The following is a 26,815-nucleotide window of genomic DNA, read 5'->3' as shown; positions in this document are numbered from 1 at the left end:
GCCTCCAAAGTTAGGAGGGAATAAGCAGTGCACAACGTTGTCTGAAGCGACGAATCTTGCGTTGGGTTTTTCGTCGGGCAAAGAAGCCAGACCAGGTCGACAAGGGAATGAGCTCAGCATTGCCAATGCCGTCTACTAGCATCACACGATACCCGCTGTCCTCCTTCACCGCGATAATGTTGTGCGGAAGAAGGTCCCGGCTGAGAATGCGAAGCTTGCCAACGGCGTCTACAAACTCTTCGATACCTGCTTCCAGCGCCGGGTCCGTACCATTGCTCAGGATTTGTTCGAGATTTTTGGGCCAGCTGCCGTCTGCGTTACGCATCAGCTGCGTGACAATGCCGACACCCATATCTGTTTCTTCGGTGCCATGGTATCTGGGGACGTAACGCCACAAGGTCTCGCTCGCCCGGCTCAGAAGCTCCCGATACGCTTTGATTTCTTTCAGTTGGTCGTCCAGAAATCGTGCTGGCAAATGACGCTTGAAGTCTTTGCGGAGGATTTTTCGGGCCGTGCCCGTGCGATCGGGTCGCAGTACCTTTATGCATCGATTGGCATGCTCAGGGTGCTGAAATACATAGCGTGTGCCGCCAACAAACAGTGGTCGTGAGTTTTTGAGTTTAAGCATGGGCCAGTAATGGTCACAGGAGCGACGCACAGTTTACCGCAGCTATGTCATCCTCGCGATTTTTTGACTGCCGGGCCCTGACATCGCATAGTAGCGGCGCCTATTTTTGGAATCCTCCATGCGTTTGTTTCAAGTTCCCCTTCCTGCGCTGCTGCTTGTGCTGGCCATGGTCCTTTTGCCATTTGGACGCATGCTTGAGATTCCCTTGGGCCTTTTGGCGGTTGCGGGCGTGCTAGGACTCGTAAAGTCCAAAGGTATGGCTGGTGCAAGCCACGCAGGGTTTTTGATGGCCCTCTTGACTGCCTTTGCACTGCCCATGCTTCTGTCTTTGCCTGATGCCGTAGCACCGCAAAAATCACTCATCACTACACTTGGAACCTTGCGTTATGGCTTGAGCTGCGCGGCCTTGCTGTACTGGTACCAGTGCTACGGCAGACAGCCGGCGGACCGTGATCAGCTCTTGAATCTGCTGGGTATGGCGGTGGCGCTACTACTGACTTTGTGGTGTCTGGATGGACTCTTGCAATTTGTTACCGGAAGCAATGTTCTCGGTTATGGCGTGGGTGAGGGTTACATCAACGGCTTGTTCGGTGACGACGACAACATCAAATTCGGCATCGCTGTGGCGTTTTTGTTACCCATAGGCCTGGTTTATGGCTTGCGGGCTTGGCCGGCGGTGGTGGTGGGTATTTTCCTACTGCTGGTTTTAACGTTAATTGTGCTGTCGGGTAAGCGTGCGGCGTGGATCAGCGCGGGGGTCGAATTGGCAGCGCTGGGGGTTTATTACTTTTTCCGCGGTCGTCTTGGTCTGCTTCGTGTTGTGAGTCTACTCGGCGTAGCTGGCCTTGCCTTGGTTCTGGCATTTGGCAGCAGTGAGTGGGTGCGAGAGCGCAGCGTTGTGATTGCCACCGCGCTGGATGAACCAGACTACACGACAGTTAACAGAGCAACGGGGCTTCGATTGCCGATATGGCGTACCGCGGTTGCTATTGGTGAGGCGCATTGGATTAACGGGGTCGGTCCCAGGGGCTTCCGCTATGCTTATGCCGATTTTGCCGCAGAGACTGATACCTGGGCGCGCCCGGCGGGGGCTGCCGGCGGAGCGCGAGCCTCTCACGCTCACCAGCTTTTGTTAGAGTTGTGGTCAGAGACCGGTGTGTTTGGCCTGGCCGGCTATGCCGTTCTCGTGGCGTTGTTATGGGTAAGCTGGCAGCGCGCAGATGCCCAGGCTCGGTCCAGAGCACTTCCTTACGCCGTGACACTCCTGGGCATGCTGTTCCCCTTAAATACCCACTTGGCGTGGTATTCATCCTGGCATGCGCAGCTTCTATGGCTATTTATTGGACTGTATCTTCTGGCATTAAGTCATAGAGAACCGAGGGAGACTCCATTGTGATCATCAGTCATCGGCATCGGTTCATCTTTGTCAAAACGCATAAGACAGCAGGGAGCTCTCTGGAAGTCGCGTTGGCACGGGAGTGCGATGAACACGATATCGTGTCTCATATGGAAGACAATATTGGTGACGGTATACCCCGCAACTACGGACCTGATTCCCTGATCGGTCCCGCTTACAACGGATCGAAGTTTGTTCGTAAAATTGTGGATCGGCATTCACCGCTTTTGGGTGCTTTTTACTATGAGCACATGCCTGCAACACGTATACGTGAACTTGTTGGGGATGAGGTGTGGAACAGCTATTTCACATTTTGCTTCGAACGAAATCCCTGGGACAAGGTTGTTTCCTACTACCTTTGGAAGCTGCATGGACAGGGACGTTCCATGCCGTCCTTTGCTGATTACATAGACAAGAAGCCCCATCGATTGCCTCGCGATGCTCAACTGTACTTTGATGGCGATGCCGTGATGGTCGATCGCGTGTTTGAATTTCGGGAGCTGACGGGTGCACTGGCGGAACTGCGAGAGCGATTAAACCTTGAATTGCCGGAACCACTGCCTAGAGAAAAAACCGGTGTAGCAAAAGAGAGGAAGCATTACAGTGAGTACTACGATGAGCGTAGCAAAGCGCGCATCGAAGACTTGTTTTCTCGAGAGATTGCTTACATGGACTACCAATTTAACGCGTAGTCCTGGGGTGGGGGCAGGGCTGTTGCTTTACGAGCGCTCATTGCTCGAGTTTTTCCGGATCGCGGGTAGCTACGCCGACGGCGCTGCAGGTTTACGCACAAAGTGCACAAAGCCCGTACGAGGCCCGTCTACACCAAAACGCTTTCGCTTTGACAAATCCGGTTCCAAATCTTCCGGCGTGAAAACCTCTACAAGGAAGCCTGCAGCTTCCAGACGGTCGCGATAGTCAGGGCCATAATTTCTCACGTGTTCGTCAGGGCGCTTATCCCAGGCGGCGCGGACATTGCCTGGCGTATTGGCCTCTTGCGTTTCTTCAGCAAACAGGGGCACGTTAACCACAGCCCAGCCGCCGGGACGAAGTACCCTAAAGCATTCCGCGATCGCCTTGTGGTCATCGGGTACATCTTGAAACACGTGGTTGCAATAGATCGCATCCATAGTCTCATTGGGGTACAGCATGTCCTGAACGTCCATACGAACCATCACGTCTTTTCGCATTAGGTCGGCGGTGATGTAGCCCTCACCAATGGCGTTAAAGAAGAATTCACTCAGCCTGGGTTCTGGCGCGACGTGCAGAAACTGCATGTGCCACTGCAGAAGTTCACTCTGACGCTGCTCGAGAAATAGCCAGCTGAGTCGGTCGCGCTCGCGACTCCGGCATAGTGGACATACGGCGCCAGGACGAGCTCTCTGTCCGCTGCCTGCGGCCAGGAAGTGAGAAAAGCTGTGATCGCAGACTGGGCAATGCACTGCGTCCCCACGATACTTCATCGGTGAGATCAGTTGATTGCGCCAGCTACGTATCTTTACTTCTAGAGATTTGAAGAGCTGCATAGCTTAGCGACCTGACACTGCGCCCCTCGGGGCGCGAAGTGTAGTAAACATTTTTGGCAGATGATTAGCCAAAGACAAAGAAGGCCAGTTTATTGCCATCAGGGTCGCGCACGTAAGCGCCATAAAATACATCAGGTATTCGTTGCCCGGGTTCGCCGTCGCAAGTCGCACCCAATTCAATGGCTTTGGCATACAAAGCATCTGCATGCTCTTTGCTGCTCGCGGTAATCGCGACCATGTTCCCGTTACCCGGATGATTGGGCTCTTCGTTGAAGGGCAGACACACAGCAAGCATAGGTTCAGCCATGCTTTTGCCGATGAACGCAATGCGGTCCATGTCAACGACAACTGATGCGCCCATATCTTTGAGTAATTCTGAGTAGAAGGTCTTGGCGCGATCCATGTCGCTGACGCCGACTGTTACATAGCCGATCATAGGTGACTCCTTAAATTCGATAGTTGTTGTTAGAACGCTGTTGAGCGCGCAGAGAGTTTAAAGCATACAGTCGCTGTGGCAATCCATGGTACTGCTGAAGACGACGCTTGAGGCCGCATGCCGCCAGCGCGTATGCTCGCATATTCAATCGGTGACCAGATTTTTATGCCTGAACAGCTTTTCATAGCCACGATCTTTCTGGGTCTTTTTTACGGCCTCATCTTCACCTCTTATGCCCCTGCCTGGTTGTTTGCCGGGGCCATGGGGGCAGTTTACTTTGCCGGGCTGGTGGACACGCCGGAAGTACTGGATAAAGCGACAAACATCGGCCTTGTTACCTTGGTGTTGTTGCTGCTTGTATCCATTGGGCTGGAGAAGCTCAGCTGGCTTTCTCGTTTGTCGCGAGGTCTCGTGGTGTCTGGATATCGGCGCTCCCTGCTACGGGTGTCAGTTGTCACCAGCGTATTTTCAGCGCTGGTCAACAATACCGCCGTGGTCGCGACCTTGGCCAATGCACTGCGCGAAAACAGTTTTCATCTGCCCAGCAGATTACTCTTACCTCTATCCTATGCAGCTGTGCTGGGCGGAACGACCACACTGATAGGTACCTCGACGAATCTTATCGTTAGTTCATTCCTTGAAGATGCTACGGGAGTAGGTCTCGCTTTCTTCGACTTTCTGCCTATAGGTCTGTCCGTGACGGCTGTGGGTGTAGTAGTGCTCTTACTCACATCGCGTTTGCTGCCGGACAACCCCCGGGACACAGTGAGTGTTGCTGAGTATCTTGTGGAGGCGAATGTAGTAGCCGGTTCCAGTCTGATTGGGCGCAGTATCGTCGACAACGGCTTGCGGGAACTCGATGCACTGTTTTTGGTTGAGATTGTGCGGGGAGAGCATTTGATCTCGCCCGTGGGGCCCCAGGAATACATTGCTGAGGGCGATCGACTGATTTTCTCAGGAGACATCAGCAAAGTCGGCTTGCTCGACCGCTTTGACGGGCTTAAGACGTTCGCTGCAGGGGAGGGTCTCCTTAGCGGCAATCTGGTCCAGGTGATTTTATTGCCCGGTGCGACCGTGGAAGGTAAAACCGTCAAAGACTCTGGCTTTCGGTCGTTGTTTGATGCCGCTGTGGTCGGTATTAGACGTGGAGGTGAACGACTTTCGGGCAAGCTTGGCACGATCACCTTGCAGGCTGGCGATAGCTTGATGCTGGCGATTGGCGGGGACTTTTACAGTCGTCGCAACGTCGACAAGAACTTCCTGGTGGTGGGCTCGCGAGCGCTGCAGGCACCGCTTTCAACACTGGTAAACAATAGCGTAGGGCTGGCGATGCTTGCAGTGGTTGCGCTCGCGGCCATGGGCGTTCTGCCGTTGATTAAGGGGTTGTTGGGGATGCTCGTGCTGATGCTCGGTCTCGGTGTGGTTCGAGCTGGCGAGCTTCGCCGTCGCTTTCCTTTTGACATTGCTATGGTGATTGGGGCAGCTCTGGTGCTCTCGCAGGCGCTGGTGAATACCGGCCTGGTGTCACTCATAGCTGATGCATTGCATTTACGATTGGCCGCCGAGGGACCGTACGTTGCTTTAGTGGCTGTGTACCTCACAACGCTGCTGCTTACAGAGCTAATGACCAACAATGCCGCAGCAGCGCTGGTGTTTCCCATCGCTTTTGGTCTGGCAGAAAGCTTTGGACTGAGTGTCCTGCCGTTTGTGATGGCCGTGGCCTATGGGGCGAGTGCGAGCTTTATGACGCCCTACGGATACACCACCAATCTTATGGTGCAGAACATAGGTAACTATCGTTTTTCTGACTATGTGCGTTACGGTTTTCCGCTGTCGCTGACTTATTCAGTGGTAGTTCTTACAATGCTGCCTCGGGTGTTTCCCTTTTCACCCTAGAGCGTCAGTAGCCGGCAAATTTAAGCACATGGTCCAACATCTGAATTTGCTCTTTACGGATGTCTGCATCGACACCCCGACCGCCTTCTTTACCATCTGCCCCAAGACTCCCGAGCTGGTACTGCGGAGCCGTGCGACCTGATAGTCCACCAATGTAGTAGTAGGGACGTCCCCAGGGATCAATGAGGGTTTCCTTGCTGACGCCAAAATCGCCTTCGAGCAGAGTTGCCAGCGTTTTTGGAAGCGTGTTGGCAGTGTTGTAGTAGCGATTGATGCCGTCGTTAATAGCCTGCATGTCATCGCGTAACTTAATCAAGGGCGCCCAGTCGCCATCCGCTGCGCCAATCCCCAGTCGAGAATACAAGGCCTGAGCAGGATCCTTGCTGCAATACACAAAGACTTCATCTGGGGTGGCCTGGGAAAATAGAAATGTCTCTCCAACAATAAAATCGCTGCTGCGCGTATTCCAGCCGTCCGCAGTAAGCGTGGTGTAGTTGCCACATAGAATCTTGCCGGGATAGCTGTGGCTTTCGTTAAAAGTGACTTCCCGTTGGTTGGGAAGGCTCCGTATCAAGCGATCCTGATACTCGCCGACATAGGACGCACAGCCGGTAACCACGCTGATAAATAATAAGGTGGAAAGACGCAACAGCATGGATGCTCTCTACTAATTCGACAGGGGCGGGGAGTATGAATCTCGGCGTAGTTTCGGGCAAGAGGGGCGTCTAGGATGAATTTGAGGACGCTATGGACGTGGTCGCCCCCCTAAGCGCTGGGGCACTCTGAACCCTTCAGAAATGCAGGGAGATGAGGTCAGATGTCAGGCGCAGCGCAGTTAAAAACCGGGGTCTGTCTGTTTTTGATTTGCTTGGCGCAAGTTTCCCCCGAGGCATCTGCACAGTCCCCAATTACGATCGAACAACTCCTGGCCAAGCCGTCTACCTGGCAGATAAGCAGCAGCCTTGATTACCGGTCGGCGATGTCAGAGCCGACATTGCTTGAGCGACAGGGCAGCTGGCTGGTGGGTCTCAGGTACGGATTAAGTCAGCGCCTTGAGCTGAACGCGCGACTGCAGGAGCAGCAGTTCAGTCAGTCCGGCGCAGATCAGAAGATCCGTGAGAAAAGCCATCGGCTTAGTGTGGGGAGCAACTGGTTGATCAAGCGGGAGTCCACACTACCGGCCGTGTTACTTGAAGCCCGGGCGATTATTAGTAGCAGTTCCGAAAATGGGCGTCGCACGCTCCCCGGGGGGCAAATTGCCATAACCACCTACAAAGGTATTGATCCGCTGGTGCTATCACTCTCTATCTCTATGAGTTTTCAGCGAGATTACCGTCTGCATAGGCTTGAGATCGACCCCGGGTCTAGTTGGCGCGTTGAGCCGGGTGTCAATTTTGCCGTTAATCCCCGGGTCACCTTGTTTGGCGGTGCTGCGTTTGAGCGCCGTACCGCCACTGACCTGGGTTCCGGTGTCGTTTTGCCAACAAGTGAGCGGCTGGGTATTCATGGCGGTATGGCTCTGTCTGTTGCGCGTCAGCATTCGATATTCGTGAGTGTTGATCTTGGTACGGACCGCAGTGGTGGTATGACCTTGCAGTGGTTTTATGAGTTTTAGTGGTGGGGAGTTTTTCGGGAAAAATAATTATGAAGGGAATCATATTATGAAAAAGTTAAACAAGCAGTTAGCGGTGCTTGTCGCCGGGAGCCTACTGGTTTCGCAGGGAATTATGGCAAGTGATGAAGCTCAAACAGAAGGCCGATGGAATACATCACAAGCCACTTTGATATCGGATGCTTTCGATAGCCCACCTTCATCCGGTGTCGAGATGCTTGATGAACGGGCAATGAGTCGCACCCAGGGAGAACTTTGGCCCTGGATCATTGGCGTTGTCACTCTGGATTTGAGTCTCGCCAGTTTTTTCTGGGGCGATTATGTTCCGACCGTAGCCTCTTCGGGTGGGCTTTGTGTTAACTGCGATATAGGAACAAAAAGTCGCTAGCCAGCCGGGCTGGGGCAGTGTGTCTGCCTCGGCTTTTTTGGCCCGCCCGGGCCCTTCTTGCCTAAAGTGATCTTTAATGAATCATCCAGACTGGATTAAGAAAACAAACGATGCGGAATACATGCGTCGTTACAACCGCTTGTTCTTTATGCATGCGCTAAGCCTGCTGCCGCTGTTTGTTTTTGTGCTTGTTCTTTGGCTCGAGGGCGGCGACGTAAAACCTTCAGCCGTATACCTTAGCGGTGCTAGCTACTTGCTTGGTTTACTGCTTTTGCGGGGCCTTTGGCGCAGAGATGTTTTATCAGGTATGCGCCGGGAGGGTATGATCGATCGCGGCTACAGGCCGCCGATGTTGTGAAGTCCCTGTCTATCAAGGCAGCAAAGTGGGCCAGGTGCATACTGGGAGTGTCCGTGGTTCTGGCACCGCCGTGTTACGGCGTTGAGAGTTGGTTATCGCTGCGCGATAGCGGTGTTGTCAGGCAGCAAGCCGACTACAGTTGTGGCGCCGCCGCTCTGGCCACCTTACTAACGTATTTCTATCTGGATCCGATCAGCGAAAAAACGCTGTTGATGCAGACTATGGATAGCCGCACTTTCGAGCCTGCTCAAGGATTGGCTGCTAAGGGTCTGTCTTTTGCCGAGATGGCGATGCTTGCCCGGTCTCGCGAGTATCCTGTTTTGGGGCTTGAGCTTGGCTATAGCGACCTAAAAAAGCTAAAAGTCCCTGTGATTGTTGCTCTTGAGGTACACGGCCGAGCGCACTTTTCTGTGCTACGAAAGATTGATGATAGGGATCGAGTGTTTTTGGCCGATCCCAGTTGGGGGAACCGGCAGTGGGGCCGAGATGAGTTTGTAAAAAGCTTCACGACGGAGGACGACATTTCATCGAGAGGGCGGATTTTGTTGGTAGGTTCAAAGCACGACCGCGTTGGCGACGATGCCTTCCGGCACCGCCCTCCGCGACGGGTGCTAATAGCGCCGAGGCGCTAGGTTCGCGTCTAGAGTTCCTTAAATGCCAGGCCCAGAGATTCGAGGAAAGCCGCACTGTCTTTACGTGCGGTGTTGCCAGTCACAACGGCAATGGAGGCTTTTTCGGGAACCAGATACTGCGCGGAGACACGTTTGAGGTCCTCAAGGCTAACTTCAAGTATCCGCTGCCGAAATGCCATGCGCTGCTCGTGGTCGCGCCCAAAGCGACGGTTGTGAAAGTCCTGCTTTGCCTCTCCCGCAGGGGACCCTGGCTTGTCGATGTTGCCGATAACGCCAAGAATCGCTTCTTCCAGGCCTGTCGCGTTGTGATCACCGTTGACCATCCAATCAATACTGGCGTCAAAATCATTGAGAGTTCCCTCAATGCGCGGATCCCGGTAGGAGTAAAAACGAAAGGCAGCAATGCTTGCATCATGGCTTGCACCACCGCCGTAAGCACCGCCTTGCTCGCGGATAGCGCGATGTAGAAAGCCGTTGCGCAGGTAGCCGGAGAGTACTGTCAGTGCAGCTGCGTCTGCGTGTCCACTGGGCACGGTTGGGTAGGCTTTTGCGCAAAAGCTCACCTGGGAGTTTGCTACCCAGCATTCCCGTCGAGTTTCGCGAAGCATCGGCAGGCTCAGATGCTCCACACTTTCCTGGGGCAAACCCTGCCATATCTGCGCAGCTTCTTTTGCCAAATTCTCTGTGCTTCCAGGCTCTGCGACAATTAATGCTTCCCAATTAGCGTTGCGCAACTTTGCGTAAAGCTGCTGCAACTCACTCGCAAAGGCCTCCAGATTCGCTGGTTCATTGAGTGAATCGTCCAGCTTGCGCAGACCCGCAATACTCTGCATCCCCGATAGTTCGTGGTGGAGCCTCGCCAGAGGGCTCATGCCAGCGCAGGCCGCAAGCATTGCCAGACTGTGACCTTGCCCTGTGATGGATTGCTCGCGCCGAGCTCGCTGCTGGGCAACCAGGTCGCGTATTCGCGGGAGCTCATCAAAGCGAGCATTAAGCAGCGTATCGCGCATTAACTCCGCCTGTTGCTCGCTCTTGCGTGCCAGGGCTTTTGAGGACAGGACTAAACTGGTTTGCATGACCTGTTCATCCTCGATGCTACCGCGCATGGAGGTAAACAAGTTGATGGACCCGACAGAGGATGATTGGCGGTTTTGCGTATCCAGATAACTGGCGTCGCCAAGACCCAGCTCCGCGGTCATTCCAGTGAGGTGTGGAAGCAGGGATAGCTCCTTTGCGTCCAAGGGCGGCAGGGCGCAGCTCAGCTGCTCATAGACAAGGCCATTGGTGCCTTGCTCATAGAGCGTAAAGGGGAGTTCACCCAGCTGATGTTCTTCATAGGACAGCTTTGGCAGGCTGGGGGGGACGTCGCTGAGGGTAACCTTGGGCAGTATCTCGGGATCATCTTCCTGAGCCTGACGTTCCAGCAGCGCCTCTGCCTGCGCGACCACCGCTCTTTTTGCATCGTCATCCATTGCGTCTTTGATGGCGCTCAGACGCTGCCGCTCTTCTTCGAGTTTTTGCTCGGACAAAGCGCTATCGGGTGTCATCACCAAGGTGACTCGGTGAGTGTTTTCCAGCAATAATTTTCGGGCCAGCTTGCGGATGTAATTCGGATCCTGGATCTGCTCTCGTAAAAGAGCGATGACTGGCTCGAGATCCATGGAGGGGATTGGGTCTGCATAATGCGTTGCGGGTCCCAGGGCCTGAAGAATCAGGTTGAGGCCATAGGGCATACCATCGCCACTCACTTCCCGCTGGTGGAGCTCAAGTTGATGCAGGATTGCTTCCAGATGCTCCTGAGGGACCCCATCAGCGGCGATTCGCTCAATAACCTCAAGCACCAGTTGCTCCAAGGCGTCTTCGTTCTCAGCTTCGCTTCCCTCGATTCCGCAACAAAAAACGAGTTCTCGCAGGGAATCCTCGAGGCCGCACAGCGGAGAAGGTGCCGTGCCCAGGTCCGTAGTTTCCAGTGCCTGCTGCAGGGGCGAGGCACTGTTTTCCATCAACACACTGGACAGCAGTTGGGCTTCTAGCAGGTCCTTTAGTTCGCTACTTTCGCCCAGCAGCCAGCCCATGACGATGTGGGTGTGGCGTTCGCTGGAACCTTCCTCATCAAAGGCATAGGACTCTCTGGCACGATGGGGGGCACTAAAGCGCTGCTCGGGTTTGACCACGACTTTGGTGTCGAGCTTTGAAAAGTGCCGCAAAGCCTGCTCATGGAAAACCGCCTGATGTTCAGCCGCGGGGATGTCGCCAAAGGTCAGGAACGTCGCATTGCTGGGGTGATAGTGACTCTTATAAAACTGTCTCAGTTGCTCGTAGCTCAGCTCGGGAATGTTTTCTGGCTCGCCTCCGGAGTTGTAGTGGTAGGTGCTGGTGGGAAACAGATGATGGCAAAGGGTTTGCCACAGGCGCGACGGTACGGAGCTCATGGCGCCTTTCATTTCGTTGAATACAACGCCTTTGTAGACAAGCTCACTGTTGATATTACCCGGTTCGGCAAACTCTACTCGATGGCCTTCCTGAGCAAAGTCCAGCGGGTCGAGCTTGGAGAAAAACACCGCATCGAGATAGACATCCAAAAGGTTGCGAAAGTCTTTTCGGTTCTGGCTGGCAAAGGGGTAAGCCGTCCAATCTGAGCTGGTAAAGGCGTTCATGAATGTGTTTAGAGAGCGCCGCAGCATCATGAAAAACGGATCGCGCACGGGATAATGCTCGCTGCCACACAGTGCAGTGTGCTCGAGAATATGCGCAACGCCAGAGCTGTCCTGAGGCACGGTGCGCAGTGCAACGAGGAATACGTTCTCAGGATTGTCAGTAGAGAGATGATAGTGAATAGCGCCGGTATCGCGGTGTTCGAAGTGTTCGATACGAATGTTTAGCGCGTCGATACGTTCAGAGCGCAGGGGGACAAAGCTATCGTGGGCAATAGGTAGGTTTGAAGGGCTGTTCATAGAGGTTCCGGCATCAATAAAGTCACTATTCTAACGTGAATTCGATGTGCTCTTGAGCGTCAATCGCTCGGAATCAAACTTTTGCTTTATGTGGGGGTTTTCGTCACTCCACGCGCACGCGCGCTGGGTCCTACGGTATGGGGCGCAGTTTCAGTCTATAGAGCCAGGGCCAGCGTTTGCCAGTCACCCAGAGCGCCTCGTGGCTTGCATCCCAGGCGATGCCATTAAGCACGTCCGTAGAGGAATCACGGTCTTTGGGATCCAGCAGGCCTCGAAGATCGACAATGGCGGTCACCTCTCCGTTTAGTGGATCAATGCGGACCAATTGGTTGGCTTGCCAGACGTTTGCCCAGATTTCACCGTTAATCCATTCAAGTTCATTGAGTCTGGGCAGTGGCCTTGCTGCGAGGGTGACTTTCAGAGTACGCAGCAAGGTCATGTTCGCGGGGTCCAAAAAGTACAGCTGATGGCTGCCGTCGCTATAGATCAACTCATTACCGTTATGCGTCAGGCCCCAGCCCCGGGTAGAAATGGGGTGTGTTTTGAGCAATTCGAAGGTACTGGCATCGTATTCGAATAGCTGACCCGCATGCCAGGTTAGCTGGTAGATTCGTTCACCCAGACGGGTGACGCCTTCCCCGAACACCTCCGCCGGAAGGCTCAGCTCTTGCGTCAGGGTCATCGACGGGAATTGGTACTCCCGGAGACGCGACTCGCCATATAGGCCAGTGCCCACATAGAGCGAATCGCCAAAAATCTGCAAACCTTGAACGAAGTTTTCTCTAGGCTGGGGAACACGTTCGAGTACCTCGTAGCCGTAGCGTTGGAGGTCTGCGCCCGTCACGGGAGTGAGTCCTGAAGCCAAGAGGAACGCCAGCACGATGAGGCGGCTGCGCGCGAGTGGTCTCGCTGGCGATTTCATGCGCTCACCGCTTTCTTTTGCGATGTCCCGCGCACGAGACCACGGATCAGGAATCGAGCCGGTGCGACAGCGCGCTGAAGCTCGCGGCTCACAGGTATTGGTTCCTCAAAGATCTGGGCGGCGATAAGCTCTGCGCTTAATGCGGCGTAACTTAATCCTCGGGATCCATGTGCGGTGCTCACAAACAGACCGGGCTGATAGGCCCCTCGTTCGACGATGAGCTGACTTGCGTCCCACTGTAGAGCCGCGTAACGCTGCTTGAAGGCCTGCTCATCGGGAAGGGGGCCGGCCAGGGGCAGGTAGTCTGGAGATACACAACGTAACTCGGCACGACCTTGCAGGGTGTTGGGGTCCAGAGAATTGAGGTGTTTCTGCCAAGCCGGCAGAGCCTGAGCGAGTGATTCGATGTTTGCCAGATGTTCCTCGACACGTATTTCCCGACTGTCATCCCCGGGCTTAAAAGTGGCACCAATACAGTGCTGGCCATTAACCGCAGGGCTGATGTAGCCGCGGTGGCAAAAGCTTCTGAGCAGCGGCTGATCCAAGGGCGCCGGTATCTGAGTTGTCTGACCGCGCACTACACGCAATGGAAGGTTTTTTGTCTGCGGGAGATTTCGGCTGTCTGGTCCCGTGGCGAGTATGACAACCGGGGCTGCCCCCAGAAGCCTGCCACCGTTGCTGTGAACTTCCCAGATTCCATTGGCGGCACGGCTAAGCTGCAGTTCTGTGCAGTGTTTGTGCACACGAATACCTGCCTGTTCAAGCAGGGCCTTACATACGGCCGGCGGGGATAGCCAGCCCGAACCGGGCTGCCAGAGGCCGGGAGTGCTGTTCTTGACTCCCAGGATCTGTGAGAGGGTCTCGGCGTCGCAGCTCTGTGCAATCTCCTGAAGTCCCCGCAATGCGGTTTCAAGTGTCGCTTCATTGCCTCGAGGCGCATCTATCTGGACGCAGCCATTGAGTGCTCCGTCGACGTCTTCGGTGAGGGCACCCGTGCGAAACATCTCCAGATAAAGTTCTCGGGCGTAAAGAAAAGCCAGCATCGAGAACTCCCCCAGAATTGAGCGTTCGTGAGAGAGACGGGTGAAGAGAACACCTTGAGGATTACCGGAGCCACCTCCGGCAATGGAAGCCTGATCGAAAACGGTGACCGCCATTCCCCGGCGTGCCAACGCGGCGGCGGCATGGGCTCCGGCTAGTCCAGCGCCAACAATCAACGCTGATTGCCTGTCAGGACTGTTTTTCTCGTCATTAAGATCCCAGGGCGTCAACCGCGGAGCCTGGGTATAAAGACGAGTATTTATCGGCAGCACCCCATGTAAACACTCGCGTTTACTGCCAAATCCCGCACGCTTGGTGATAGAAAAGCCCGCCTCTGTGAGGCTGCGCCGCACGGTGCCGGCGGCGCTGTAGGTCGCAAAGGTCGCTCCGGGTTTGCTCGCCGCTACCATGTGCGAATAGAGATCCGGCGTCCACATGGACTCATTTTGGCGTGGGGCAAATCCGTCCAGATACCAGGCGTCCACCAAGGGCTTCCCCAATCCCGATAGCTCGGCCAGCGCGTCCGCAGCTTCTGCCCAGACCAAATCCAGAGTAAGTCGTCCCTGGGCGAGTACGCGGCGGTGTACGCCGGGTAACGGCGGGGGGTAGACGCTCAGCAATTCTTCGATCAGAGCGCTCAGCTGTGGCCAGCGGTGCAATGATCGCTCCAGGGCTTCGCGGCTCAGCGGGTGGCGGTCTACGCTCCAAAAGTGTAGACGCGCGTTCGGTGCAGCAAAGCGATTGAAGCAATCCCAGCTCATTAAAAAGTTTAGGCCTGTGCCAAAGCCAAGCTCGGCGATGGTAAACAGAGAGTCACTGCGCTGACTTAGTCGCTGCTCAAGGTCACTGCCTTCAATAAATACATGCTGGGTTTCGGCGCTGCCGTCTTGAGCGCTGAAGTAGCAGTCGCCGTAGCGCAAAGAGCGAGGCTCACCGAGGTCGGTCCACTCAAGCTCCGCTAGCTCCATGGCGCGCAAAGGGCCCTTAGCGCGGATCACGGTGTCGGACTTGTTTCGCCGGTGGGCTCCCGAAGCCATTGCGGCGCCGCATCGCCCAATTGCATGGTCGCGCTGGCAGGGAGAGCGTGCAACTCCCAGTCTCCCCGCGGTGGTGCGACGAGAAGCAGGAGATATCGATTTGTGCCCTCTACTGTCGGCAGTTCGATTTCCCACTGCTTATCTGCCACGCCAAGAATATTGAGTCCCGGGGCCAGTTCGGTATACCCAAAGAACTGGTGCTTGCCGATATGTGTGAGGCTATAGCGGCTACTACCGATAAGGGATCCTCTTTGGCGGATCTGGGTGGTGCCGATTAAGGAACTGTCACTTCGACGATCAACAGCCTTGCTATCGGCCAATCTCGCCTCGACATCCGCCAGTAGCAGCGGGAGCTCTTGGGGCCGCAGGAGGACCTTTTGAGGCGAATAGGGCGCGTTTAGTGCCGCGGCAAACTCTGATTCCTGAGATTCCAGATCTAAGGGTATGTCGACAATGGGCGACTCTTCGGTAACCTTCTCGGTGTCGGCTCCCTGATGTCGAAGCAGCAGGCCTCGAAGCCGCTCAACGTCGGTTTCGGCCGCAGTGATATCAGCTTCCTGAGCCTCAGACATTCCTGCAGCGAGGAAAGTCAGGCACAGCGCGATCGCCGACGCTGCAACTATCGATGCAAGAGTTCGTTTTGGTCTTGTGCTTATTGCGGACACTGAATCGCCCATGGGTTTATCAAGTCGTGAATGAAAGGTGGAGCATAGCAAACTGTGCGATTTAGCTCTTTTATTGTCTGGGAGTATTTTAAGGGCAGGTGGCTGGCAAGCCGAGGGCCCAATCGGTAGACTTCGCGGGCTGTTAGTCACATCTGCGGAAGAGTTATGTCAGAAAACACCCAACGTATGAGCTTACCCACCGACAAATTCCTGACCGTCGCGGTGAACCTGATCCATAAAGCACTGATCGAGCCGAGTCGAACAGAGGCCAAGAGTCTCTATCGTGATCTGGAAGAGCAAAAGATTGTTCCTTTGACGAACTTGCGCATGGAAGACGGCAGCATGGTCCGCTTTGATCTGAGTTTGAGCTGTGAGCACTATCAGGGTCGCCTGAATTTTACCAGTTTCCGCACCGGACTCACTATGCTGCTAGCGAGTATCGCCGAGGCCATTAAAGAACCCGAGTCCTTGAGGAGCTTTGCCAGCGAGCACAGCGACAATGCTGTGATGTTTGGTATCACGGCGCTTACTGCCGAAGATGGAAAGCCCAGTGTATTGGTCCTGGGTGCAGATTCCGGCCGCGGTGGTCCCAATGTGGAGCTGCAGCTTATGTATCTTGACCCCTCGCAGTTTGAGCAGACCGCCAAGGCCGAGGCGGACTCTGCTGCGGGCTGAGAGCCTCTAAGCCAGCGGTGCGGGCGCCTTCGTTTGGGGAGGCGCAATTACCTCGGCACTGCCTCGCAGCACGTCCCGGCCGTCCTCGTGGCTAACCCTGCAATCAAGAATTACTCGTCCCCGGCGTTTCTTCTCACGCACCGTAAGGCGGATAATCAGCGTGTCACCAGGGAGTGCCGGCTGCCGAAATTCAAGGTCCTGGCGAAGGTAGACTGTTCCACGTCCGGGCAGAGAGTGGGCCAGCGCTGCGGATATCCAACTGGCCAGAAGCATTCCGTGGGCAATGCGGTCTTTGAATCCCGCCGCGCGGGCGAATTCGGCATCAATATGCAGAGGGTTGTGGTCACCACTGGCATGGGCAAAGGCGTCAATATCCTCCGCCAGAAGCTGACGTTTGACTTCGGATTCTTGTCCCTCATGAAGGTCGTCATAGCTGTAGCTGGTTTCAGTGCTCACCGTGGTGCCTCGTTGCCTGATCTTGGGTCTGTGATTAATAATTTTTGGAATAGAGCAATCAATAGTTCGATATACAGTTTGCCAAGAGTACCGCGGGATCCAGATCTTTGGCGAGGCCCCAGGGCATGAGTACCTCGGATACGCCACAGGTAGTTCGGGAGATACCCGCACTCACATACCCTGCGGATCTTCCTGTCGCGGAGCATCGACAGGAGATTGCCGATGCACTGCGGGAGCATCAGGTGGTGATCGTGGCCGGCGAAACAGGTTCGGGAAAGACCACCCAACTTCCCAAGATTTGTCTCGAATTGGGGCGGGGTCGTGTCCAGCGTATTGGGCATACTCAGCCCCGTCGTCTTGCCGCCCGCACTGTGGCCCAGCGTATTGCCGAGGAGGTGGGGCAGCCCCTGGGTGAGTTGGTCGGTTATCAAGTGCGCTTCCAGGAGTATTTGGGTGAGCGTACGGCGGTTAAGTTGATGACCGACGGAATCTTGTTAAGTGAAATGCAGCGCGACCGGGATTTGCGTCAATACGACACTTTGATTATCGATGAGGCGCACGAACGCAGTCTGAATATCGATTTCATCCTTGGTTATTTAAAACGCCTGCTGCCGCGTCGACCCGATCTAAAGGTTTTGGTGACCAGTGCCACGATCGATCTGGAGCGGTTCTCCGAGCACTTTAGTGGCGCTCCGGTGATCGAGGTTTCGGGACGCAGCTACCCTGTGAGCACGCATTATCTTCCCCGGGACAGCAGTGATTCGGAGGATTTATTGCGCCAGGTGGCGTCGGTGGTTAAGGAGGTGCAGGCAGGCGTTCACGGTAGTCCTGGCGATATGCTCGTATTTTTGTCGGGCGAGCGGGATATTCGTGATGTAGCAAGGCAACTTCGCGGTGCAGAGGGTCTTGATGTACTGCCTCTCTATGCTCGGCTGAGTCAGGGCGAGCAGGCTAGGGTATTCGGTCGCGGCAGTTCCCGGGGCTTGAGAGTTGTGTTGTCGACAAACGTCGCTGAGACCTCGGTCACGGTGCCTGGCATTCGGTTTGTTATCGACCCGGGTGAAGCGCGCATTAGTCGTTACTCCTACCGCACGCGAGTACAACGTTTACCTATTGAACCTGTATCCCGGGCGAGCGCCGACCAGCGGCGGGGACGCTGCGGAAGGGTGGGGCCAGGGGTGTGCCTGCGCCTGTACACCGAAGAAGATTATCTGAACCGCCCAGAGTTCACCGATCCTGAAATCAAGCGCAGTAACCTTGCGGCGGTGGTACTACAGATGCTGCAGTTGGGACTTGGCGATATTTCAAGGTTTCCTTTTTTGGAGCCCCCGGACAACCGTCTTATTCGCGATGGTTACAGACTCCTGGACGAATTGGGGGCGGTCAATCAGCGTGAGCAGTTGACGCGGCTGGGACGACGCATGGCAGCGCTACCTATCGATCCGACTTTGTCGCGCATGGTGCTTGCCGCACAGGAGTTCTCTGTCCTGCCGGAAATGCTTGTGATCGCCAGTGCCTTGTCCATTCAGGATCCCCGGGAGCGTCCGGCCGACCGCCAATCGCAGGCTGATCAGTCCCATGCCCGTTTTACAGATCCGCGCTCCGATTTTATGAGTTTGCTAAATCTCTGGCGTTACTACGAAGAGCAGCGCCAGACGCTCAGCGAAAATAAACTCCGTAAACTCTGTAAGCGCGAGTACCTGTCCTGGCTGCGCATGCGTGAGTGGCGCGACGTACATCGCCAAATCAGCATTGCCTGTCGCAGCCAGGGACTCAAGCCAGCTCTGGAGATTGCACTGGAGACGAATTATGCCGGCGTTCATCGTGCCCTGCTTACCGGTCTGCTGGGTAACATTGCGCAACAGGACGAGCGTCGGGAGTATTTGGCAACGCGGAACCGACGTCTGCAGTTGTTTCCGGGTTCAGCGCTATACCGTAAAGCACCAAAATGGCTGGTGGCCGGCGAAATAGTAGAGACTCAACGTGTCTACGCCCGAACGGCGGCCGCTATCGAGCCGCAGTGGCTTATGCAGGTGAATCCATCTCTGCTGAAACACCAATATTATGAACCGCGATGGCAGCGCGAGCAGGGGAGGGTCGTGGCCTGGCGACGCACTACGCTGTTTGGTCTCACGATCAGCGATCGCGTCGCTGTGCACTACGCCAAAATAGACCCAGAGCTTTGTCGCGAGCTGCTGATCCGTGAAGGCCTGATTGCCGGACGTTGGTCAAAGCCGCCTGCGTTTCTCAAGCACAATTTACGTCTCCAAAGAGAAGTAGAAGATCTTGAATCTCGTGCTCGTCGCCGCGATCTGCTGGTCGACGAAGACACGCTGTTTAAATTTTACGATGAGTTGCTGCCAGGTCTTGCGACAAATACGACGTCCTTGCTTGCGTGGATAAAGGAGGATGAATCCCGGAGCAGTGTGCTTAAACTGCGCCGGGATCAGTTGCTCACTCGGGATCCCGGGGCCGTGATTGACGCTTTTCCCGACCGTTTGGAATGGCAGAGTCAGAGTTACAAACTGAGTTATCAGTTCTCGCCGGGTAAGGAAGCGGATGGCGTGTCTATTACTGTTCCCGTGGCGCTGCTTAATCGCTTACCCCGCTTTCGACTGGAGTGGTTGGTGCCGGGTGTTTTGCGTGAAAAATGCATCGCTCTACTCAAAGGTTTACCGAAGCCCGTGCGTAAACAGATGGTGCCCGTGCCTGATTGGGCGGACCGCGCTTTGCAGTATATGAAGCCGGAGGACCGCCCCTTGTCAGAGGCATTGGGAGCTGCTGTAAAACAAGCCGGTGGGCCGAGCATCGCAGCTGGCGATTGGCCGGATGTTGTCGATGACTACTACCGGATGAATTTGCGCGTAGTGGATGAGAAGGGGAAGCTGCTGGCCCAGGGGCGGGACGTTGATTTACTGATCAGCGAGTTTCAGGAAGCGACGCGAGCCCAACTAACGACTGAGGACGGAAACTCGCCTGCACGCACTGGCCTCATAGTTTGGGACTTTCCAGTACTCGATCGTGAATATGGTTTCAAGCAAGCTGGCGTAGATATTCTCGCTTATCCTGCGCTGCGTGATGCGGGCGACAGTGTGAGTATCGAGCTGTTCGACTATCCTGGCGAGGCGCTATTGGCCCAGCGCAGAGGACTTGCCCGACTGCTTATGCTCTCGGCTAAGCCCCTGTTCCGTGATTTTCGTAAACGATTACTGAAGGACAATGCCACGGCACTGTTGTTGGCAGCCCTCGACGTTTCCCGGGATGATTTACTCGACGAGGTGCTGCCCACGCTGGCGCTTAACGCATCCGGTTTGCTTGATGGTGACTGTCGCGATAAAGATAGCTTTGACGCCGCCAGCCAAAAAATGTCTCGAGCAGCGGTAGGGCTTGGTAACGACCTTGAAGCGCAATTGAGCAACACTCTGAGTGCCATGGTTGACGCTTCTCGCTTACTTCAACGCTACAAAGGGCAGTACGCAGAAGCGAAGCAGAATATAGCGGCTCAGCGGAAGTTTCTCCTGAGTGGCGCTGCCTTATTTGGTCTTGCGAGTGATGAGTTTCGACATTTTCCTCGTTATGCCAAGGCTATGGCGGTCCGAGCAGAACGTCTGGCAGCCAATTACCAAAAAGATCAGGAGCACCAGGCGACTCTTGCGACCCTGGAGGCGCCGATGTTTGAGCTTCTCAAAGCAGTGCCCGGCGCCGCTCAATTGTCTCCGTCCTTGTCCACATTTCAGATCATGCTTCAAGAGCTTCGGGTGTCACTGTTTGCGCAGCACCTTGGTACATCGCGCCCGGTGTCCGTGAAGCGCCTGCTGGCGCAGTGGGCTCTCGTCGATGCCTGGTATCAACGAAGCGCCGGACGTACGCCGGAGTGATTGTAAATATTTCTCATTATTATTGACGGCCGACGGAAACTTCACGCAGAACGGCCAGTCTGACTTAGGGAGTGTGATGACAAGGCTGTTTCTTGTTCGCCAGCCTCCAGGCAAGAGCGAGCTTTGGTAGATGCAGGTCACGCATGACAAAGCTCCATTGACTGACATTTTAAAAACTATTAACCGTTGAGGATATTCGACATGGCAAGTTCAAAAACACCTTTGGCAGCAGCGCTTGGCGCCGCTTTTCTGGCTTCTGCAATTGCTCCTATGGCGTCTGCCGAAGTAAACCCGTTTGCAGCTCAGCAGTTGAGCAGTGGCTACGATCTGGCTTCTTATAATCATCACGGCGAAGGAAAATGTGGTGAAGGTAAGTGTGGCGGCGAAAAATCCGAAGGCGAAGGAAAATGTGGCGAAGGTAAGTGTGGTGGCGAGAAGTCTGAAGGCGAAGGCAAATGCGGTGAAGGTAAGTGCGGCGCCGAAAAGGCCGAAGGTGAAGGCAAATGTGGTGAAGGCAAGTGCGGTGGCGACAAGACCGAGACCGAAGGCAAGTGTGGCGAAGGTAAGTGCGGCGGTGCTTAATGCCTGAGGTCTGCAAAAAAGACCCGCTTGGTGCGGGTCTTGGACTTAGACGGGCCCTAATGGGCCCGTTGTTGTCTATGCCGGAAACGGCGGTAGATTTTTTGGAGTTAGCACCAGAGAACTGGATTGGTGTGGGGGGTCGCTACGCTGAGGGACTTAATACCCTTGGGGAGCGGTTTCCCTTTGTGATGCACGGGCTGTCACTGGATGTGGGTGGTCCAGATCCCCTCGACATGGAGTTGTTGGATGGGGTCGCGGAACTTGTCCGACGCTTCGACGTCCCCCTTTATAGTGAGCATCTCACTTATTGCGCAGTGGACGGGCACCTGTACGATTTGCTTCCCATCCCTTTTACCGAAGAGGCCGTGCACTATGTGAGTGAGCGTATTGAGGTGGTACAGGATCGCTTGGGGATGCCTCTGGTTTTGGAAAATGCGTCCTATTACGCCCAGGCACACAAAGATATGGATGAAGCGGCATTTATTAGTGCAATCGTTGATGAGACGGGCTGTGAGTTGCTGCTGGATGTAAATAACGTATACGTCAATAGCGTGAATCACGGCTACGAAGCGCTCAAATTTATGGATGCGCTACCGCTGCACGCCGTGCGCTATCTGCATATAGCCGGGCATTACGACGAAGCCGAGGATTTGAAGGTCGATACCCACGGCACCGAGGTGATTGATCCCGTCTGGACCTTACTTGATGAGGCGTATACCCGGGTGGGGGCATTGCCGACCTTGCTGGAGCGGGATTTTAACTTCCCTGAAATGGAAACCCTGCTCAAAGAAGTGCAACGAATTCGCGATGCCCAGAGGCGTCATGCTGAGCTAATTACGGGAGCCGAGGTGTGAGCACTGATTTGCATCAAGCGCAACGGCAGATGGCTGCGTATTTGCGTGATCCCAAGGGCAGTTCTCCGCCTGGGAATATCGAAGCTCGCCGCATGCATATTTATCGCGATCTGGTCTATCGCAACATCGAAGGTTTTATCAGTTCTGCGTTCCCCATACTGCGCAGTTTGTACGATGACGAAGCCTGGGAAAATCGAGTTCGGGCCTTTATAGCGGTCCATCGATGCAAAACGCCCCTGTTTTTGAGAATCAGTGAAGAGTTTTTAGGCTTTCTGGCAGAACGTCCTGCCGGGGAATTGCGTCCTTTTGAGGCAGAGCTGGCGCATTACGAATGGTTGGAGTTGGCAGTTGATGTCGCCGAGGGTGAGGTGCCCGCTGTGCTGTCCGCTGTGCCCAAATCAGGACTCAGCGCAATCATGGCCCATTTGTCGCCCACCGCTCGATTGGGTAGCTATGTATATCCGGTTCATCGTATCGGAAGCTCGTTTCAACCGGAGGCTGCTGGCGATCCCACTTTTTTGCTGGTATACCGCGACCGTGAAAGTCGAGTGCAGTTTATGGAATTAAGTCCTGGCTCTGCGCGTCTTATTCAAGAGGTGCGTGATGGTGTTGATAGTTCTGTAGCCGAGCTACTTCAGCGCCTTGCCACAGACTGGGGTATGGCCCCGGAGCAGCTGCAAGACTTTGGCTGGGCGCAACTTCAGAATTTTAACGAGGCGGGTGTCATCGCCTTGGACGACAGCAACGTATAATCGCCCATATTTAGCCAGTACGGTGACGGCTGACGAAGCAAAGACCGCTAGAAGAGACGAATAGTTATTAAGGATCGGGGTACACATATCGGAGCAACGGCGCTTGGTTCGCCGGGTGATCCATTACAAGGCACCAGGGGCGCACTCTGGCGCGCTTTATCGCTGTGTGCGGTTTTCAGTTTATCTGTAGTTCTCGCGCCCAGCTCTGCGGCCAACGACGATCCATTTGAGGCCATAAATCGGCCAATTTTTGCGCTGAATGATGCGATTGACCGCTGGGCTCTCAAGCCAGTAGCCAAGGGCTACGATTTCGTTATGCCAGCACCGGCTCAACGCGGTGTCAGCAACTTCTTTGCCAATCTTTATGATGTCACCAGTACTGTTAACGCAGTTCTTCAGTGGCGCTGGGGGGGGGCTACTCAAAGTGGCGGTCGTTTCCTGGTGAATTCAACCTTGGGCATAGCCGGGTTGTTTGACGTTGCTACGCCGCTGGGTATACGACCCTACCGAACGGATTTTGGTCAGACACTTGCCCTGTGGGGCGTTGCCGAAGGGCCCTACGTGATGTTGCCCCTCTTTGGGCCACGGACATTTCGCAGTGGCACCGGAACCCTCGTAGATACGTTCACATTTTCTGTGCCGCCCTATATTAACGATCGCAGTGTTCGAAATTGGATTTGGGGTGTCGAGCTCGTGCACGGTAGGTCGACGTTTTTGGGCTCCGATGAATTGATTTCTGGAGATCGCTATATTTTTGTCCGCGACGCCTACCTGCAGCAGCGAGCGGCGTTTGTGAATGACGGTGAGTTGCAGGATGATTTTTCTGACTTTGAGGACGCCTGGGATCAGGAGTTCTAGACCTTTTGGCTATTGAGGTGTGCTGCAATGGCGCAAAATTGTGAATTCTTCCTCAAAGCTGAGAACCTGTGTTGCCTGATTGCGAGCTCAGGCGTAGGGTTCCGCTAATTATCTTGAAGAAGCATCCCTTAGATGGCCTATAGCGGTAATGTTCTGGTCATTGATGACGACCCGAATCGAGGCAGCAGCCTTGCTGAGCTGGTGTCAACTGCCGGATTTACCACTTCTGTAGCAAGTTCCCTGGATTCCTTCACTGCAGAACTAGGCGAAAGCAGTAATTGGGATGTGGTCTTGTGTGATGTTCAGGCCACGCCGGACGCTTGGGCAGAAGAGGGTGCGAGTCTTCGGGAACTCAATATTCAAGTTCCGGTGATGATGTTCAGTAATGAGTCCCGGTCGACAAGCATGATGCGTGCCCTGCGGCTTGGGGCCAATGACTTCTTTGCCACTCCCGTGGAAGACCCCGATGCTCTGTTGGCATCCATGGAACGGTGTGTTCGGTTACGAGCCATGAGTCGTGAATTACGCCGATCGCGTCAGGCCCTGGAATCGGCTAATCGCGAGCTCAAGAATACCGTACGAGTTCTCGAAAGAGACCAGCAGGCGGGCCGGCAGGTGCAAATGCGCATGTTGCCCAGCTCCCCCATGGTCGTGAGCGACTATATGTTCAGTCACACCATTATCCCATCGCTTTACTTAAGCGGGGATTTCACCGATTACTTTACTGTGGATAAGCATTACGTCGTGTTTTTTATGGCGGATGTTTCGGGTCATGGCAGTTCGTCGGCGTTTGCTACGGTATTGCTTAAAAACCTGTTTGCAAGAAAACGCTCGGACTATCTACGCCGCAACGATCATACGATTTTAGGACCGATAGAAATGCTTACGCTGGCTAACAGGGAACTGTTGGAGTTGGACGTGGGTAAGTACGCCACTATGGTGGTGGGAGTGTTAGATCAGCTGGGCAACACGCTGAAGTACAGTGTCGCCGGTCATTTGCCCCTACCGGTACTTGTCTCCGATGCCGGGGCGCATTATCTCGAAGGTGAGGGCAACGCGGTGGGAATGATGCCCGACGCCCAATACAACGAGTATTCCCTCGATTTACCCGAGGCTTTTATGCTGGCTATTTTTTCTGATGGGATTCTCGAAATTCTTCCGCCCAAGAATCTGGTAGAGAAAGAAGCATTTTTTCTCGATGTTTTTTCCAGAACTGCAGATACGCCACAGGAGCTGGTGTCGCAGTTAGGCTTGGATAGCGCTGAGACAGCACCGGATGATATCGCGGCTCTATTTATCAGTAAGCGAGTTAGCGATGAGTGAGGGGCAGGTGCTTGCCGCTCAGGAGAACGGTGCGTATGTGCTTAGGCTTGTAGGCGATGTCCGTCTCACTCTCTGCGCATCCATCGAAGATTACGTCGACAATATGCTCAACGACCCTGATTTTAGTAGTGTGTGGGTGGACTTGTGCGACGCCGAGGGAATAGACAGCACGACTCTGGGGCAGTTAGCCAAACTCGCTATGTCAGTGCAGCAGCGCTTCGGTTTTCGTCCGGCGATCTATTGTTGCGATACGGGTATTAATCGGCTGCTTGCCAGTATGGGACTCGATCGTCTCTTCGAAATGCACGAAAAAACCTGCTGTGCCACAGGTAGCGGGCAGAGCATACCTATGGTTCCGGGAAGTGAAGACGATGTTCGCGAGAAGGTGCTTGCCGCCCATCGCGCGCTGATGGATGTATCCCCGGACAACCGTGCGCGCTTCAGTGAACTTGTCGCTACTCTGGAACGTCAGTAAGCCACTTTTCTGAGCTTGGGCATTCTGCCTAAGCTGTTGGCGTTACCTTTAAATGAGTTTTAGATTGACGCTTTGGCTGCAATCTTTCCCCGGATAAAGTCTTCGTGTTTAAGGTAAATCAGCTCTGAAACTCGGCGAATGAGATGCTCTTCGTATTTGTTCAATGACTTGTCTGCGTAGGCGACTTGCCACATGGCACTCACGAGAGCGAATTTTTCATCGTAGCTGTAGTGATCATTGACCAGTCGGGTGAAGTCGTAGAGAGACGTCGCGTTGTCAACTCTGTCGCTCGCTTCACTGAGTAAGGCAGCGACTGCTGCCTGCTCAAGCGAAAGGCTTGTGCATAGCAACTCTAGCATTGTGGCCTCTTCTTCAGCGTCCTGCTGAAAGTCTGCCCTCGCTACCTCTATGAGCAGCGCTGCAGCGGCGAGTCTGCGAGTTTCATCCGCACTTTGTTCAGGGGTGCCCGAAGGTTCCGTAAAGAGTTTTTTGAGCTTATCTATCATAGAGATTCAATGAGGTTTTCTAGACGTTTTTGATCCGCGATAAAGTTTCTGATGCCCTCTGCAAGTTTTTCTGTGGCCATTGCATCTTCGTTTATGCCCAAGCGAAAATTGCTTTCATTCAGCGCGTTTTTTGGGTCCGCGGAGCTGGCACCAGCGGGAGATAACTGTCTGGGTAATTCTTCCGTGTCGTTGGCGAGCTCTTCCAGAAGGGCGGGGCTGATAGTCAGTCGGTCGCACCCTGCGAGCGCTTCTATCTCTCCGACGTTACGAAAACTCGCGCCCATGACAACAGTGTCGTAGCCGTGCTGCTTGTAATAATTGTAAATGCGCTCCACCGACTGTACTCCGGGGTCGTCTTTGCCGCTGTTAATGAATAGCTCCCGGTTCGCTTTGTGCCAGTCAAGAATTCGTCCCACAAAGGGTGATATGAGAAAAACTCCCGCGTCCGCGCAGGCCTGAGCCTGTTCAAAACCGAATAGAAGCGTCAAGTTGCACTGGATGCCTTCCTGTTCCAGTTGTTGTGCTGCGCGAATGCCTTCCCAGGTAGAGGCGACTTTGATCAATATTCGGTCTTTTGCAATGCCGGCTTCTTCGTACAGGGCGATGAGGCGCCGCGCACGCGATTTTGTGGCGTTGCTATCAAACGACAGTCGGGCGTCAACTTCGGTTGATACCCGCCCTGGAACAATGGTCAGAATCTCCTTTCCCACCGCTACGGCAAAATAATCACAGCAGGCTGCTAGTTGCTCGTCCCGACTTCCGCCTTCCAAGGCCGCTCGCGCTTTGGCTGACTGCAGCAACGTCTGGTAATGCGGCAGCGCTGCTGCTTTTAGCAACAGTGATGGGTTAGTTGTCGCATCAAGAGGCGTAAAGCGACGAATTGCCTCAATGTCACCGGTGTCGGCAACAACGTCAGTCATGGTTTTTAATTGGCTTAGCTTGTCGGTCATAACTTTGCAGGATTC

Annotated in this window: 26 protein-coding genes; 15 read left to right on the top strand and 11 right to left on the bottom strand. The window is 54.5% G+C overall.

Annotated features, from left to right (window positions below):
* Positions 1-10: 10 nt before the first annotated feature.
* Positions 11-628, bottom strand: coding sequence for a YrbL family protein (locus R0135_RS04780; protein WP_407349110.1), 618 nt, complete (start codon positions 626-628; stop codon positions 11-13).
* A gap of 118 nt (positions 629-746) precedes the next feature.
* Here R0135_RS04780 and R0135_RS04775 point away from each other — a divergent pair, with 118 nt between their 5' ends.
* Together R0135_RS04775 and R0135_RS04770 are read left to right on the top strand one after the other, a co-directional pair.
* Positions 747-2,024 carry an O-antigen ligase family protein gene (locus R0135_RS04775; RefSeq protein WP_407349109.1) on the top strand — a complete coding sequence of 426 codons (1,278 nt, stop codon included), beginning with the start codon at positions 747-749 and terminating at the stop codon, positions 2,022-2,024.
* Complete coding sequence (locus R0135_RS04770; protein WP_407349108.1) at positions 2,021-2,716, top strand: hypothetical protein; 696 nt, start codon at positions 2,021-2,023, stop codon at positions 2,714-2,716. Before R0135_RS04775 ends, R0135_RS04770 begins: the two co-directional genes overlap by 4 nt.
* A 69-nt stretch (positions 2,717-2,785) precedes the next feature.
* On the opposite strand, the gene R0135_RS04765 is transcribed toward R0135_RS04770, so the two are convergent.
* Together R0135_RS04765 and R0135_RS04760 are read right to left on the bottom strand one after the other, a co-directional pair.
* Positions 2,786-3,301: a class I SAM-dependent methyltransferase gene (locus tag R0135_RS04765; protein ID WP_407349107.1), complete on the bottom strand. Its 516-nt coding sequence runs from the start codon at positions 3,299-3,301 to the stop codon at positions 2,786-2,788.
* A gap of 313 nt (positions 3,302-3,614) precedes the next feature.
* A complete protein-coding gene (locus R0135_RS04760; protein WP_407349106.1) occupies positions 3,615-3,986 on the bottom strand; it encodes a VOC family protein in 372 nt (123 codons plus the stop codon).
* 165 nt (positions 3,987-4,151) lie between these two features.
* Between R0135_RS04760 and R0135_RS04755 the strand changes: the two genes are divergently transcribed.
* Positions 4,152-5,882, top strand: a complete 1,731-nt coding sequence (locus R0135_RS04755; RefSeq protein ID WP_407349105.1) for an SLC13 family permease — start codon at positions 4,152-4,154, stop codon at positions 5,880-5,882.
* 4 nt (positions 5,883-5,886) lie between these two features.
* Here R0135_RS04755 and R0135_RS04750 read toward each other — a convergent pair whose 3' ends face one another.
* Positions 5,887-6,537 (bottom strand): type II secretion system protein GspG, encoded by a 651-nt coding sequence (locus tag R0135_RS04750; protein ID WP_407349104.1) that lies wholly within the window; start codon positions 6,535-6,537, stop codon positions 5,887-5,889.
* Positions 6,538-6,699: 162 nt separating this feature from the next.
* On the opposite strand from R0135_RS04750, the gene R0135_RS04745 reads away from it, so the two are divergent.
* The 4 genes from R0135_RS04745 (at position 6,700) to R0135_RS04730 (ending at position 8,872) form a co-directional block, all read left to right on the top strand.
* On the top strand, positions 6,700-7,497 hold the full coding sequence (locus R0135_RS04745; RefSeq protein WP_407349103.1) for a hypothetical protein: 798 nt from the start codon (positions 6,700-6,702) through the stop codon (positions 7,495-7,497).
* Positions 7,498-7,543: 46 nt separating this feature from the next.
* Positions 7,544-7,882 (top strand): hypothetical protein, encoded by a 339-nt coding sequence (locus R0135_RS04740; RefSeq protein WP_407349102.1) that lies wholly within the window; start codon positions 7,544-7,546, stop codon positions 7,880-7,882.
* 76 nt (positions 7,883-7,958) lie between these two features.
* On the top strand, positions 7,959-8,240 hold the full coding sequence (locus tag R0135_RS04735; protein ID WP_407349101.1) for a hypothetical protein: 282 nt from the start codon (positions 7,959-7,961) through the stop codon (positions 8,238-8,240).
* Positions 8,237-8,872 (top strand): C39 family peptidase, encoded by a 636-nt coding sequence (locus tag R0135_RS04730; protein WP_407349100.1) that lies wholly within the window; start codon positions 8,237-8,239, stop codon positions 8,870-8,872. The genes R0135_RS04735 and R0135_RS04730 overlap by 4 nt, the downstream gene beginning before the upstream one ends.
* An 8-nt stretch (positions 8,873-8,880) precedes the next feature.
* Here R0135_RS04730 and R0135_RS04725 read toward each other — a convergent pair whose 3' ends face one another.
* The 4 genes from R0135_RS04725 to R0135_RS04710 all read right to left on the bottom strand — a co-directional run bounded on the left by R0135_RS04725 (position 8,881) and on the right by R0135_RS04710 (position 15,503).
* Positions 8,881-11,826 carry an insulinase family protein gene (locus R0135_RS04725; RefSeq protein ID WP_407349099.1) on the bottom strand — a complete coding sequence of 982 codons (2,946 nt, stop codon included), beginning with the start codon at positions 11,824-11,826 and terminating at the stop codon, positions 8,881-8,883.
* Positions 11,827-11,956: 130 nt separating this feature from the next.
* Entirely contained in the window at positions 11,957-12,748 is a 792-nt protein-coding gene (locus R0135_RS04720) for a glutaminyl-peptide cyclotransferase (protein ID WP_407349098.1), read from the bottom strand.
* Positions 12,745-14,826 carry a bifunctional tRNA (5-methylaminomethyl-2-thiouridine)(34)-methyltransferase MnmD/FAD-dependent 5-carboxymethylaminomethyl-2-thiouridine(34) oxidoreductase MnmC gene (gene mnmC / locus R0135_RS04715; protein ID WP_407349097.1) on the bottom strand — a complete coding sequence of 694 codons (2,082 nt, stop codon included), beginning with the start codon at positions 14,824-14,826 and terminating at the stop codon, positions 12,745-12,747. The genes R0135_RS04720 and mnmC overlap by 4 nt, the downstream gene beginning before the upstream one ends.
* Positions 14,784-15,503, bottom strand: a complete 720-nt coding sequence (locus R0135_RS04710) for a hypothetical protein (protein ID WP_407349096.1) — start codon at positions 15,501-15,503, stop codon at positions 14,784-14,786. Before R0135_RS04710 ends, mnmC begins: the two co-directional genes overlap by 43 nt.
* Before the next feature lie 153 nt (positions 15,504-15,656).
* Between R0135_RS04710 and R0135_RS04705 the strand changes: the two genes are divergently transcribed.
* Entirely contained in the window at positions 15,657-16,166 is a 510-nt protein-coding gene (locus R0135_RS04705; RefSeq protein WP_407349095.1) for a hypothetical protein, read from the top strand.
* 6 nt (positions 16,167-16,172) lie between these two features.
* Here the strand turns inward: R0135_RS04705 and R0135_RS04700 are convergent, their stop codons facing one another.
* Positions 16,173-16,622 carry a MaoC family dehydratase gene (locus tag R0135_RS04700; protein ID WP_407349094.1) on the bottom strand — a complete coding sequence of 150 codons (450 nt, stop codon included), beginning with the start codon at positions 16,620-16,622 and terminating at the stop codon, positions 16,173-16,175.
* A 125-nt stretch (positions 16,623-16,747) separates the two neighbouring features.
* On the opposite strand from R0135_RS04700, the gene hrpA reads away from it, so the two are divergent.
* The 7 genes from hrpA (at position 16,748) to R0135_RS04665 (ending at position 25,344) form a co-directional block, all read left to right on the top strand.
* Entirely contained in the window at positions 16,748-20,500 is a 3,753-nt protein-coding gene (hrpA, locus tag R0135_RS04695) for an ATP-dependent RNA helicase HrpA (protein WP_407349093.1), read from the top strand.
* Positions 20,501-20,701: 201 nt separating this feature from the next.
* Positions 20,702-21,082, top strand: a complete 381-nt coding sequence (locus tag R0135_RS04690; RefSeq protein ID WP_407349092.1) for a hypothetical protein — start codon at positions 20,702-20,704, stop codon at positions 21,080-21,082.
* Positions 21,082-21,936, top strand: coding sequence for a DUF692 domain-containing protein (locus R0135_RS04685; protein WP_407349091.1), 855 nt, complete (start codon positions 21,082-21,084; stop codon positions 21,934-21,936). The genes R0135_RS04690 and R0135_RS04685 overlap by 1 nt, the downstream gene beginning before the upstream one ends.
* Complete coding sequence (locus R0135_RS04680) at positions 21,933-22,688, top strand: DUF2063 domain-containing protein (protein ID WP_407349090.1); 756 nt, start codon at positions 21,933-21,935, stop codon at positions 22,686-22,688. The genes R0135_RS04685 and R0135_RS04680 overlap by 4 nt, the downstream gene beginning before the upstream one ends.
* 162 nt (positions 22,689-22,850) lie before the next feature.
* Complete coding sequence (locus R0135_RS04675) at positions 22,851-23,546, top strand: VacJ family lipoprotein (RefSeq protein WP_407349880.1); 696 nt, start codon at positions 22,851-22,853, stop codon at positions 23,544-23,546.
* A 132-nt stretch (positions 23,547-23,678) separates the two neighbouring features.
* Complete coding sequence (locus tag R0135_RS04670) at positions 23,679-24,869, top strand: PP2C family protein-serine/threonine phosphatase (RefSeq protein ID WP_407349089.1); 1,191 nt, start codon at positions 23,679-23,681, stop codon at positions 24,867-24,869.
* Entirely contained in the window at positions 24,862-25,344 is a 483-nt protein-coding gene (locus R0135_RS04665) for an STAS domain-containing protein (RefSeq protein WP_407349088.1), read from the top strand. Before R0135_RS04670 ends, R0135_RS04665 begins: the two co-directional genes overlap by 8 nt.
* A 59-nt stretch (positions 25,345-25,403) precedes the next feature.
* Here the strand turns inward: R0135_RS04665 and R0135_RS04660 are convergent, their stop codons facing one another.
* A complete protein-coding gene (locus R0135_RS04660) occupies positions 25,404-25,850 on the bottom strand; it encodes a TerB family tellurite resistance protein (RefSeq protein ID WP_407349087.1) in 447 nt (148 codons plus the stop codon).
* Entirely contained in the window at positions 25,847-26,800 is a 954-nt protein-coding gene (tal, locus tag R0135_RS04655; protein WP_407349086.1) for a transaldolase, read from the bottom strand. The genes R0135_RS04660 and tal overlap by 4 nt, the downstream gene beginning before the upstream one ends.
* Between the last annotated feature and the right edge of the window lie 15 nt (positions 26,801-26,815).

It is taken from the genome of Congregibacter variabilis (assembly GCF_045689235.1).
GTDB lineage: Bacteria > Pseudomonadota > Gammaproteobacteria > Pseudomonadales > Halieaceae > Congregibacter > Congregibacter variabilis.
Note: the sequence above shows the minus strand (reverse complement) of the source record. Positions and strands in the feature narration are given on the sequence as shown.